Genomic DNA, 12,970 nt, shown 5'->3' on the forward strand with positions numbered 1-12,970 from the left:
ATCATTTATGTATGCTACACAAGGCTTTTGTTATGTCATAAAATATGAGCAGAACATGCAGATTCATCTTGTTGTTGCAACCATTGTATTGTTTGTAGCTTATTTTGTTCAGTTACCACTCTTACACTGGCTTATTTTATTACTCGTGATTGCAGGTATGATCGCGTTAGAGATAATGAACACAGCCATTGAGCGCACAGTTGACCTTGTAACAGAAGAGTTTCATCCGCTAGCCAAAAGGGCAAAAGATATTGCGGCAGCTGCTGTTTTTGTTTATTGCCTGTTTGCAGTTATAATAGGGTGCATTCTCTTTTTTCCTGCCATTATGCGTTTGTTATAGGTTGTTCAAGAAGGTGAAAACTGACCTATTTGAACAATCTCTTATAGAACTGGTTGAGAGGAGTACCCTCTATCATGTGGAAGAAATTTCAGAAAAACATCATTGCTGGGATCATCTTTTTGTTGCCAGCGATTGCAACGATTTATGTGATTCAATTTCTTTTTGGGCTTATTGATGCTTTTCTTGGATCATTTATTACCGATCTTCTAAAAGCACTAAACATCATTACGACAGAAGATGGGCGGATTTACTTTCTTGGTGTATATACACCTTTTTCAGAACGATTATTAGGGATTGGGTTTATTTTAACGATCCCGCTTATTACGTGGGTAGGTGCCATGCGTATCCAAGGAAAGGGAGTTCGTATTTGGGGGACAATTGATCGTTCATTTCGTAAAATCCCGATAGCGAATTCTATTTATACGTCAGTTGAACAAGTGATTCATGCATTTGCACAAGAGCGGTCTTCTTTTAAGAATGTTGTTCTTGTTGAATATCCGAGAAAAGGACTTTACACTGTGGGCTTTCAAACAGGGGAATCAAGAGGAGAAGTGCAACGAGTAACGTCAAAAGGTTGTATAAATATATTTCTTCCTACTACACCAAATCCAACATCAGGGTGGTTAGTACTTGTTCCGCGAGATGAAGTTATTTTGTTGGATATGTCTGTCGAACAAGGATTGAAGTTTATTATTTCCGGAGGAGTGGTCGTTCCACCTGACCCTGGTTCCATTTCAGAAGAAATAGAGACTGATATAGACGAGAAGAATATGATTGTGCGTGTTCGTTCAAGAAGAAAGGGTGAAAATAATGAATAAGCAGCAATTAATAGCTGAAGCTAAGCGAGCAAGAGAACAGGCTTATGCACCATATTCTAACTTTCAAGTTGGAGCAGCTCTTCTAATGGAAGATGGATCTGTCTTTTTAGGGGCGAATATTGAAAATGCATCATTTGGTTTGACGAATTGTGCAGAAAGAACAGCTTTGTTTAAAGCATACTCAGATGGCAATCGGAACGTGAAAATGGTAGCAGTTGTTGCTGATACAGTTCGTCCTGTCCCGCCATGTGGTGCATGTCGACAAGTGATGGTTGAATTATGCAACCAAGATACGAATGTAGTACTTTCAAACTTAAAAGGTGATATATTAGAAATGACGGTAGCTGAGTTGCTACCAGGAGCATTTACAGCGGAGGATATGAATGAATAACGTAAAAGGATTTAAATCAGGATTTGTTTCCATCATTGGTAGACCGAATGTAGGGAAATCGACATTGTTAAACCATGTTATCGGTCAAAAGATTGCGATTATGTCTGACAAGCCACAGACAACAAGAAATAAAATTCAAGGTGTTTATACAAGTAATGAGTCACAAATTGTCTTTATTGATACTCCAGGAATTCACAAACCAAAGCATAAGTTGGGCGATTTCATGATGAAAGTAGCTCAAAATACGTTACGGGAAGTCGATTTAGTTCTTTATGTTGTTGATGCAGCAGAAGTATTTGGGTCAGGCGAAGAGTTTATCATTGAACGGCTAGAGAATACAAGTACACCTGTATTCCTAGTCATTAATAAAATTGATAAAATCCAACCAGACAAATTGTTGGCAGTTATTGATACGTATCGTACGAAATATGATTTTAAAGAAGTTATTCCTATTTCAGCTTTACAAGGCAATAATGTTCCAACACTTATGGAACAAATAACGAAGTATTTAGAGGAAGGCCCACAATATTATCCTAGTGACCAAGTTACCGATCATCCTGAGAGATTTGTTGTTGGCGAACTAATTAGAGAAAAAGTGCTTCATTTAACTAGGGAAGAAGTTCCCCATTCAGTTGCCGTGAACATAGAACAGATGAAAAAGCGAGAAAGCAACGAAACTGTATATATTGGTGCAACGATTATTGTCGAACGCTCTTCTCAAAAAGGAATTATTATTGGCAAACAAGGATCAATGTTAAAAGAAGTAGGGAAACGAGCGCGAACAGATATTGAGTCATTACTAGGATCTAAAGTCTTTTTGGAATTATGGGTCAAAGTACAAAAAGACTGGCGAAATAAACCGGCGCATTTAAGAGACTTTGGTTTTAGAGAAGATGAATATTAGAGCTTGTACAAAAAGGTGGTTTTCCTTTTTGCACAAGCTCAAGCAATGAGCGGAACCACTGCAAGGTTTTAAGCGAGCAATGAGTGGGTTTCTCATAGCTGGCATGCAGCTGAGAGAAGCCATTGCAAACTTAATGACAAAAAGGTGGTTTTCCTTTTTTTACAAGCTCAGAACGCAATGGTTAGGCGAATAACCATTGTTTTTTTTTATTTGACCGATTATCATAGATATAAATAGACAAATCTGACATTCGATAAATGTCAAGTGTTTTCAATTAACAATATTTCCTTAACATGATTAGAGAAAAGAAGGTCATCATACAAGTATAGAGCGTTTAGTCTTATGGGAAAGGTGGATTCTGATATGCTCAATTTTTCTTGGAAAGTCTTTTCAATGACAGGTAATTTGGACACGTATTTATTGTTGAAAGAACTAGAGCGGGATTCAGATGATCAATTTAGACAAGAAGACGTGGAGGCAATTGAAACACCCGACGCTCCAAACTAGTAGTATGTTGACACCTCACTAAGGATGTGTGGTGACAAATTATGATTCAAAAAGTAGAAGGAATTGTGATTCGTACAACGGATTATGGCGAATCAAATAAAATCGTTACTCTCTTCACAAGAGAGTTTGGAAAAATAGGTGTTATGTCTCGCGGAGCAAAAAAGCCCAAAAATCGGTTATCCGCGGCATCTCAATTGTTCATCTATGGTACGTTTGTTTACCAGCGAAACACAGGATTAGGAACTCTTAGTCAAGCAGACATTACGACTTCGTTTCGGGAGGTTCGAGGTGATTTATATCGAGCCTCTTATGCAACGTACATAGTCGAACTTACAGATAAACTGACCGATGATCAAAGTCGAAATCCATATCATTTTGAATTACTTTATCAAACGCTCTATTATTTAAATGAAGGAATCGATGCAGACGTACTGCTTCGAATTTATGAGATGAAAATGCTTGAGGTTGCGGGTATAAAACCTGAACTTGATCAATGTGTAAGTTGCCGTTCGACAGAGGTTCCAGTCGCTTTTTCGATTCAACATGCTGGTTATCTGTGTAAGTGTTGTTTGTACAAAGATAAGCGGGCTTATCTCTTAACTGCTCATGCAGCAAGATTATTACGATTATTTTTCTACGTAGACTTGCAACGACTTGGACAAATTTCCTTAAAAAAAGAAACGAAGCAAGAGTTAAAAGAAGTTATTTCAGCTTATTATGATGAATACTCTGGCTTAAGTTTGAAATCAAAACGGTTTCTGGAACAAATGGAACGGTTGGGTAATTTTAAAGATGGTAAAAACGTATAGAGATTTTGAATTAAAGTTATCGTTGTAGTTGGAAAGCTGAGAATAAGTTTCTCTGCTTTTTAACCTAGTAAGAACGTGATCTGATTTTTCTATTTTTGCTGTATTGACACGATCGTTCATTTTTTAGTATGATGCTAGTAATACTATATGGTGCATGGATGGAAAATAGTACTTATCCTCTCGTAAGAAAGCGAACCTAGGGTGGTGTGAGCTAGGGCTTAAGAAGATAAGGAAGGCGTTCCGGAGTACATTCGGAGAAAGTGATTAAAGTCAATGTCTTTTACTTATTGATTTTAATAATTAGGGTGGAACCGCGGGAAAAGCTCTCGTCCCTATGTCGATCGACATAGAGACGAGAGCTTTTTTTCTTTCCGAATAAACGTAGTCATCATATAACAAATGAGGAGGAAATAATAAGTGAATGTCCAAAATATGATTTTGACCTTACAAGAATATTGGGCGAAGCAAAATTGTATGATTATGCAGGCTTATGACACAGAAAAAGGAGCAGGGACGATGAGTCCATTTACGCTTTTACGTACAATCGGACCCGAACCTTGGAATGTTGCCTATGTTGAGCCGTCTCGTCGTCCGGCAGATGGGAGATATGGTGAAAATCCTAATCGTCTTTATCAGCATCATCAGTTTCAGGTCATCATGAAGCCATCACCAATTAATATTCAAGAGCTGTATTTAAAAAGTTTAGAGGCACTTGGGATAAATCCACTCAAGCATGATATTCGTTTTGTTGAAGATAACTGGGAGAATCCTACTCTTGGGTGTGCTGGTTTAGGTTGGGAAGTGTGGCTTGATGGAATGGAAATTACACAGTTTACATATTTCCAACAAGTAGGCGGGCTAGAAGCGAATCCAGTTGCTGCAGAAATTACGTACGGGCTAGAACGTCTTGCATCCTATATCCAAGATAAGGAAAATGTTTTTGATCTGGAATGGGTCGAAGGATTTACGTATGGTGATATTTTTAAACAACCAGAATATGAGCATTCAAAATACACCTTTGAAGTATCAGATAGTCAAATGTTGTTCTCTCTTTTCGGTACTTACGAGCAAGAGGCAAAGCGTGCATTAGATGAGGGATTGGTGTTCCCAGCTTATGATTATATCCTGAAGTGTTCTCACACGTTTAACTTACTTGATGCTAGAGGTGCCATCTCTGTCACGGAACGTACGGGGTATATTGGTCGTGTAAGAAACTTGGCTCGTGCTGCAGCAAGGCTGTATTATGATGAGCGCGAGAGACTAGGCTTCCCAATGTTAAAGAAAAAGGAGGGAAAAGACAATGAGTAATAGAGACTTTCTATTAGAAATTGGCTTAGAAGAATTACCTGCGCGTTTTGTTACGACATCTGTTAATCAACTAAAAGATAAAATAAAATCTTGGTTAGCTGAAGAGCGTTTAGAATTTGCCGATATCCGTACATTCGCAACACCACGACGACTGGCAATTTTAATTGAGGGACTACATGAGAGTCAGCCTGATATTAGTGAAGTAGCAAAAGGTCCAGCTAAAAAAATTGCGTATGATGAAGAAGGAAATTGGACAAAGGCAGCTCAAGGATTTGCGCGTGGACAAGGCGTAACAACCGAGGACCTATTTTTTAAAGAAGTAAAAGGTGTGGAATATATCCATGCGAAAAAGTTTATTCAAGGTCAGAAAACCGTTGAGCTTCTTCCGAAGATGAAGGATATCATTACTTCCCTACATTTCCCTAAGAACATGCGCTGGGGTAGCAATGATTTACGATTTGCTCGCCCGATCAGATGGCTTGTCGCATTGTTTGGAAAAGAAGTCGTCCCGTTTTCAATTACATCGATCGAAACAAGTTCAACTACATACGGCCACCGTTTTCTTGGTAAAGAGATTGAAATTACAGAACCAAGTGAATATGTTGTTTCGTTACTCGGTGAGTATGTAATTGCAAACCAGGATGAAAGAAAAAGAGCAATCAGAAATCAAATTGAATCAATGACGGAGGGAAAGGGCTGGATTGTTCCAATTGATGAAGAATTGCTAGAAGAAGTAAATAATCTAGTTGAATATCCAACAGCGCTTTCGGGTAGCTTTGACGAAGACTTTTTAACATTACCTAAAGAAGTGCTAATTACATCGATGAAGGAACATCAAAGATATTTCCCAGTTGAGAATAAAGAAGGAGAGCTACTTCCTTATTTTATTACGGTCCGTAACGGTGATCATCAACATTTAGACAATGTTTCCAAAGGGAATGAAAAAGTACTCAGAGCTCGTTTATCAGACGCTGCATTTTTCTACAGAGAAGATCAAAAAGTAAGTATTGATAACGCACTTCAAAGGTTAGAACAAATTGTTTATCACGAAGAGCTTGGCTCAATTGGTGATAAAGTTAGACGTGTGAGGGATTTGGTGAAAACAGTAGGTCTCAAGCTTTCTGTTGACTCAAGTACGGCAAAAACAGCTGATCGTATAGCGGAAATTTGTAAGTTTGACCTAGTCACACAAATGGTAAACGAGTTCCCTGAATTACAAGGAAGAATGGGAGAAGTGTATGCAGAATTAGCTGGTGAGGATAAGGCAGTCACTAAGGGTATTTATGAGCATTATCAACCTCGCTTTGCAGGAGATCATAGTCCTACGACGTTGGCAGGTACCGTTGTGAGTATCTCAGAGAAACTCGATACGATTGTAACGTGTTTTGCTATTGGGTTAATTCCAACGGGATCACAAGACCCGTATGCATTAAGAAGACAAGCAGCAGGGGTTGTACAAATGGTTAATGACCACAAACTTGATGTGAATCTAGAGGAATTAATCAAAAGCAGTTTGGATGTTGCCAATCGGCGACAGCTATTAAAACGTGAGTATGATGAGATTGAGAAAGAGCTTATTGAATTCTTTACATTACGTGTTAGGGCACTTCTTCAAGAACAAGGGGTTCAATATGATATCATTGATTCCGTGTTGAGTAATGAAATTGGTCATGTGCCAACTTTAATTAAGAAAACGCAAATTCTAACGGAAAAGCATGATGATCCGTCTTTCAAAAAAGTGGTTGAGGCGCTAAGTCGTGTGACAAATATAGCTAAGAAAGCTGAAGGAGAAGGAACAATTGACCCAACCTTATTCGAAAAGGATGAGGAACAGGCACTGTATACTCACTATAAGGAAGTGAAGAACTCTGTAAGGGAAGCTTTGAGTCAAGGAGATGCAAAGCAAGCATTCGAGGTACTAGCTAGTTCTGAACCAGTGATCAATCAATATTTTGATCACATCATGGTAATGACTGAGGATAAAACAATACGAGCTAATCGGTTATACCTCATGCGAGAACTTTCAGAAGTCATTCGTTCGTTTGCTCACTTTCAATCGATTGTTTTTGCTTGAAAATATGAATGAGGTTGGTTTCAACCTGTTATTTCTTTCATAAAGGCTTTCATTCGTATATAATAATTTTATATTAGTGTGGCATTTTTATGTGCTAAGGATGGTGAAACCAATCAAACTTACAAGCAGGCAAGAACAAATTATAGAGATTGTTAAGGAAAGTGGTCCTATTACGGGAGAGCAAATAGCTGAACGACTCTCACTTACTAGAGCAACGCTTCGACCAGACTTAGCTATATTGACTATGTCAGGCTTTTTAGATGCTAGACCGCGTGTCGGGTATTTCTACACTGGAAAGTCAGGAACTCAACTGCTAGCTGATAAAGTGAAGCACATTACGGTAAATGATTATCAATCAAGGCCAGTCGTTGTACAGCATTCTGCTTCCGTTTATGATGCTATCTGTACGATGTTTCTTGAAGATGTTGGAACGTTATTTGTGGTTGATCAACAAACTACATTAGTAGGAGTGCTTTCAAGAAAAGACCTTTTACGAGCAAGCCTTGGCAAACAAACGTTAGAAACGGTTCCTGTGAGTATTATTATGACACGAATGCCCAATATTACGGTATGTAAGCAGGATGATTTAATCATTGAAGTTGCCAATAAATTAATTGATAAACAAATAGATGGTCTTCCCATTGTGATAGAAGTCGACTACGGATCAGGTTATGAAGTTGTTGGACGAATAACAAAAACAAACATAACCGCACTACTAGTTGACTTAGCGAACGACGAAATTATATAGAGTTCGTTTAAAAAGGTCGCTTCTTACTCTTTTTGAACGAACTCAGACGCAATGAGCGAAATCGCTACAATTGGTGTAAGAAGTGTCTCACACTTTTTATAATTGTTTTCTCATAGTGAGCGTAGCGAGTGAAGCTCTTGCATCACCCTTTAGAACTTTTTTTGAACATACTTTAAAGGAAAGAGAAGGAGAGGGAGGTCATGATGGAAGAAATTAAGCAACGTCCGGTTGTCTATGTCGTTTCAGATTCAGTAGGGGAAACGGCTGAACTTGTTGTAAAGGCAGCCGCGAGTCAATTCAGTAGTGCGGGTCTTGAAGTAAGAAGGATCCCATATGTTGAAGATAAAGAAACAATTGAAGAAGTAATCATTTTAGCTGAAAAAGTACATGCTTTAATCGCCTTCACTCTAGTAGTTCCAGAAATAAAGCAACATTTGTTAACGCTTGCTAGTGATGCTGGTGTTGAAACGGTTGATATAATCGGACCAATGCTTGAAAAGATTGGTACGCTTACAAAGAAAGCGCCGCGCTATGAGCCCGGACTTATTTATCGTCTAGATGAGGATTATTTTCGAAAAGTAGAAGCGATTGAATTTGCGGTAAAGTACGACGACGGTCGTGACCCAAGAGGAATTATTCGAGCGGATATCGTGCTTATTGGCGTGTCACGAACATCGAAAACCCCTCTTTCGCAATATTTAGCTCATAAGCGTTTGAAAGTTGCCAACGTTCCTCTAGTACCAGAAGTTGAACCGCCAAAAGAATTGTTTCATATTACACCAAAGAAATGTGTAGGTTTAAAGATTAGTCCGGAGAAATTAAATGATATCCGTGCTGAACGATTGAAAGCACTCGGACTAAAAGCGCAGGCTAATTATGCGAATTTAGATCGAATTAAAGAAGAGCTAGCTTATTCGGAAAAAATAATGCAACGTATAGGCTGTCCTGTTATTGATGTATCGAATAAAGCGGTAGAAGAAACTGCAAACCTTATTTCCAGTATGTTTTCAAAAAAATAATGGAATTTGAGGTTGTGCAAAAAAGCCATTTCATTTTTGGGGTATAACCTCAAATACGTATACGTTTAAAAGAGGATTTCCTTAAAAAGAGGTCTGACCCCAACTAAGCAATGCATGATATTGTGGCGAGATCATTTCGTATCCGCCATAAAATTGCTCTAAGGGTCAGGCCTTTGGTTTTGATAAACTTCTTTAAGTTTTAACTAGTCAAAATAGTGAAAGTTGCGTATAATAGAGAATTGTGATTCTAAAAGATTTGACTTTTTAGTCATAAAGAAAAAAAGAACAAATAAATTTTAAAAGTCAAGACTTTTTCTTCGTTTTTTGGTAATGATAGTAAGGGATAAAAAAACGAAGCATCTTGAATGCGTTTCGTTCGACAAATATCTACGAAATTCTTTAAAATGATAGCAGGAATTTGGAAGGGAATGTTGAATTCAACTATTATGAATCCTTCATTACGAACCATTTATGTTGATGCTGATGCTTGTCCAGTAAAAGATGAGATCGTAGAAATTTGTAAACAGCACAAGGTAGAGATGATATTTGTATCATCATATGCCCATACTTTGACGTTACCGCGCATTGCTAAAGTTGTAACTGTGGATAACGAAAAAGAGGCTGTCGACTTATATTTGATGAATAAAGTGCATAAAGGGGATGTATGTGTAACTCAAGATCATGCGCTTGCATCAATACTACTTTCAAAAGGAGTACTGGCATTATCTCCTCGTGGAGTTGTTTATCAAGAAGATACAATGTTACAAATGTTGGACGCTCGTTATTTTTCTCAAAAACAAAGGAGAATGGGTGAGAAAACGAAAGGTCCAAAACCTTTTCGACAAGTTGACCGTTTGAAATTTATTGAACAGTTCACAAAAATTATTGCGGAAAAAGAAGGAACATAGCAAAAAAGCTCGAATTTATAGAGAAATTGGTATGATTTTAAGAATGGTGATGACACAATGAGCAATCGGATACCGGATGAAAAGGTTGAGCTTATTAGGCGCTCATCAGATATTGTCGAAGTAATTAGTGATTTTGTACAACTAAAAAAGCAAGGTCGACAGTATATTGGATTATGCCCCTTTCACGGTGAAAAATCACCTTCGTTCTCTGTATCACCAGAAAAGCAGCTTTATCATTGTTTTGGGTGTGGTGCGGGTGGAAATGTTTTTTCTTTTTTGATGGAACTTGAAGGATTATCGTTTGTTGAATCAGTTAAGAAACTTGGTGGTAGAGCGAATATTGAACTTCCTGAAGTAACAGTTCATGAAACTTCTGTGGGACCACAAGAAATCATGAGGTCTGCACATGAGTTAGCTGCAAAACTGTATTATCATGTTCTAACGTTGACAGAGCAAGGGTCAGAGGGGCGAACTTATGTAAAAGACCGCGCCTTTACAAAAGAGCAACTTGAACACTTTCAAATTGGTTTTGCTCCTGATCGTTGGGATGCTCTCGTAACGGTATTAAATAAACGTAATTTTTCACTAGACGAAATGGTGAAGGCAAGTCTAATTGGAGAACGTGAATCAAAAGATGGGTATTTTGACCGCTTTCGAAACAGATTGATGTTTCCTATTTGGGATGGGCAAGGGAATGTTATTGCTTTCGGTGGAAGGACGATTTCTGATGAAAAGCCTAAATACCTAAACAGCTCTGATTCACCAATCTTTCATAAAGGCAAGACACTTTATGGACTTCATCTAGCTAGACCATCAATCCGTAAAGAGGGATCGGCTGTTTTATTTGAAGGATATATAGACGTGATTGCAGCATGGGGGGCGGGACTGTCCAATACAATTGCTACGCTTGGTACAGCTTTAACAGAAGATCAAGCTCGAGTGATAAGACGTAATGCAGAAACGGTAACAATATGTTATGACTCAGATAAAGCAGGGACGAAGGCTGCTTTCAGGTCTGCATCTATACTTGAGCAAGTTGGCTGTATTGTGAAAGTTGCACAGATGCCTGATGGGCTTGACCCCGATGACTATATTCGTACATACGGTGCTGATCGCTTTAAATCGGATGTAATAGGGGCCAGCTTAACCTTGATGTCTTTCAAAATGCGGTATTTGCGTAGAGGAAAGAACATGCAAAATGAAGCAGAGAGAATGAGTTACATTGAGGAGGTTTTGACTGAGATCTCAACGTTATCACGAGCTGTTGAGCGAGACCATTATCTCAGACAATTAGCCGATGAGTTTTCTCTCTCTCTTGATGCGTTGAAACAAGAGCAATACCAAATTTTTCGAGCGAATCGGAAACAAGAGCCTTATCAATCTACATCTACTGATAAACGAGTACCTATACGAAAGTCTATTGAGGCAAAAAGGCTATTACCAGCTTATCAAAACGCAGAGCGTTTTTTACTCGCTCATATGATGAGAGACGTTGATATAGCAGAACTTGTACAAGAGCGAATTGGTGGAGAGTTTAATGTTGATGAACATCAGGCGTTAGCTGCTTACCTTTTTAGTTATTATGGAGAGGGGCACGTGGCAAACCCAAGTCAATTTGTTCAAGGTTTGCAGGATGAGAAACTTTTGAGAATTGCGACTGAACTTGCTATGCTCTCGTTAAATGAAGAATATCAAGAACAAGAATTGCTCGATTATATGAATCTGATTGAAACTTATCCAAAGCGGGTACAAATACAACAAAAAGAATTAGAGATGAAGCGCGAGCAAAATCCTTTAGAAGCAGCAAAGCTTTTGATGGAGATTAATCGTATGAAACAAGAGCTTCAGTAACATAAAATGGCAAGGTGCTTTGGTTGTGAACAATGGAAGGAGGGGATCGAATGGCAGATAAACCATTACGCCCACTAGCGGAAGGTGAATTGTCTATCGATCAAGTGAAAGAACAATTAGTAGAGACGGGTAAAAAGCGTGGGGTACTTACCTATGCTGAGATCACAGAAAAACTTGCAGCATTTGATCAAGATTCCGATCAAATGGATGAGTTTTTTGAATACCTGGGAGAACAGGGAGTCGAAATTTTGAATGAGACGGACGATGTTGTCCCGAATCTCCAGCAAGCTGCAAAAGATGAAGAAGAGTTTGACCTAAATGATTTAAGTGTGCCACCAGGAATAAAAATAAATGATCCTGTTAGAATGTACTTAAAAGAAATTGGTCGTGTGCCCCTTCTTTCGGCTGAAGAAGAAATAGAGCTTGCCAAACGTATTGAGCAAGGTGATGAAGAAGCAAAAAGAAGATTAGCTGAAGCTAATTTACGTCTAGTTGTATCAATTGCAAAACGCTATGTTGGTCGTGGAATGCTATTTCTTGACTTAATTCAAGAAGGCAATATGGGACTTATTAAGGCTGTTGAAAAGTTCGACTATGAAAAAGGATATAAATTCAGTACCTATGCTACTTGGTGGATCAGGCAGGCGATTACACGTGCCATTGCTGACCAAGCTAGAACGATTCGGATCCCTGTTCACATGGTCGAAACGATTAATAAGTTGATTCGTGTTCAACGTCAGCTTCTTCAAGACTTCGGTCGCGAACCTACACCTGAGGAAGTAGCGCAAGAGATGGAGTTAACACCTGATAAAGTTAGAGAAATTCTGAAGATTGCTCAAGAACCCGTATCGTTAGAAACGCCTATTGGGGAAGAGGATGATTCTCATTTAGGTGATTTTATTGAAGACCAGGAGGCGCTAGCTCCTTCTGATGCAGCAGCATACGAATTATTGAAAGAACAACTAGAAGATGTATTAGATACGTTAACCGATCGAGAAGAGAATGTCTTGCGTCTTCGTTTTGGTTTAGATGATGGTCGTACAAGAACACTAGAAGAAGTCGGAAAAGTGTTTGGTGTTACACGTGAGCGTATTCGTCAAATTGAAGCGAAAGCATTACGTAAGCTTCGGCACCCAAGTCGCAGTAAACGTTTGAAGGATTTTCTTGAGTAATTACTAAAGTCAAATAGTAAAAACAGAGGACAGTTGATCGTTTCATAAATTAATTAGGTCTGGTTGCCGAAAACATGTAGTAGGTATTTCATTAAATATCTACTAGATTGGTTGTTAGGAA

Annotated in this window: 13 protein-coding genes; all 13 read left to right on the top strand. The window is 38.5% G+C overall.

The window, feature by feature from the left end; translation table 11 throughout:
- Nucleotides 1–7: 7 nt before the first annotated feature.
- Nucleotides 8–340, top strand: coding sequence for a diacylglycerol kinase family protein (locus tag SAZ04_RS03150; protein WP_332691376.1), 333 nt, complete (start codon nt 8–10; stop codon nt 338–340).
- 74 nt (nt 341–414) lie between these two features.
- A complete protein-coding gene (locus tag SAZ04_RS03155) occupies nt 415–1,158 on the top strand; it encodes a DUF502 domain-containing protein (RefSeq protein WP_332690922.1) in 744 nt (247 codons plus the stop codon).
- Entirely contained in the window at nt 1,151–1,549 is a 399-nt protein-coding gene (locus tag SAZ04_RS03160) for a cytidine deaminase (RefSeq protein WP_332690925.1), read from the top strand. The genes SAZ04_RS03155 and SAZ04_RS03160 overlap by 8 nt, the downstream gene beginning before the upstream one ends.
- Nucleotides 1,542–2,453, top strand: a complete 912-nt coding sequence (gene era, locus SAZ04_RS03165) for a GTPase Era (protein ID WP_332690929.1) — start codon at nt 1,542–1,544, stop codon at nt 2,451–2,453. Before SAZ04_RS03160 ends, era begins: the two co-directional genes overlap by 8 nt.
- A gap of 363 nt (nt 2,454–2,816) precedes the next feature.
- Nucleotides 2,817–2,960, top strand: coding sequence for a YqzL family protein (locus tag SAZ04_RS03170; RefSeq protein ID WP_332690932.1), 144 nt, complete (start codon nt 2,817–2,819; stop codon nt 2,958–2,960).
- A gap of 41 nt (nt 2,961–3,001) precedes the next feature.
- A complete protein-coding gene (gene recO, locus SAZ04_RS03175; protein WP_332690935.1) occupies nt 3,002–3,769 on the top strand; it encodes a DNA repair protein RecO in 768 nt (255 codons plus the stop codon).
- Nucleotides 3,770–4,186: 417 nt separating this feature from the next.
- Entirely contained in the window at nt 4,187–5,077 is an 891-nt protein-coding gene (gene glyQ, locus SAZ04_RS03180; protein WP_332690938.1) for a glycine--tRNA ligase subunit alpha, read from the top strand.
- Nucleotides 5,070–7,151 (top strand): glycine--tRNA ligase subunit beta, encoded by a 2,082-nt coding sequence (gene glyS / locus SAZ04_RS03185; RefSeq protein WP_332690941.1) that lies wholly within the window; start codon nt 5,070–5,072, stop codon nt 7,149–7,151. The genes glyQ and glyS overlap by 8 nt, the downstream gene beginning before the upstream one ends.
- Before the next feature lie 100 nt (nt 7,152–7,251).
- On the top strand, nt 7,252–7,899 hold the full coding sequence (gene ccpN, locus SAZ04_RS03190) for a transcriptional regulator CcpN (RefSeq protein ID WP_332690944.1): 648 nt from the start codon (nt 7,252–7,254) through the stop codon (nt 7,897–7,899).
- Between the two features lie 203 nt (nt 7,900–8,102).
- The gene (locus SAZ04_RS03195) at nt 8,103–8,918 is read left to right on the top strand and encodes a pyruvate, water dikinase regulatory protein (protein ID WP_332691379.1); all 816 of its coding nucleotides are present in this window, start codon (nt 8,103–8,105) and stop codon (nt 8,916–8,918) included.
- A 428-nt stretch (nt 8,919–9,346) separates the two neighbouring features.
- On the top strand, nt 9,347–9,826 hold the full coding sequence (locus SAZ04_RS03200; protein ID WP_332690947.1) for a YaiI/YqxD family protein: 480 nt from the start codon (nt 9,347–9,349) through the stop codon (nt 9,824–9,826).
- A 57-nt stretch (nt 9,827–9,883) separates the two neighbouring features.
- A complete protein-coding gene (gene dnaG / locus SAZ04_RS03205) occupies nt 9,884–11,677 on the top strand; it encodes a DNA primase (protein WP_332690950.1) in 1,794 nt (597 codons plus the stop codon).
- A gap of 50 nt (nt 11,678–11,727) precedes the next feature.
- Nucleotides 11,728–12,849: an RNA polymerase sigma factor RpoD gene (rpoD, locus tag SAZ04_RS03210; protein ID WP_332690953.1), complete on the top strand. Its 1,122-nt coding sequence runs from the start codon at nt 11,728–11,730 to the stop codon at nt 12,847–12,849.
- The last annotated feature ends 121 nt before the right edge of the window (nt 12,850–12,970 follow it).

This window comes from Halalkalibacter lacteus, assembly GCF_036663595.1.
Taxonomy (GTDB): Bacteria; Bacillota; Bacilli; order Bacillales; family Bacillaceae_D; genus Halalkalibacter; species Halalkalibacter lacteus.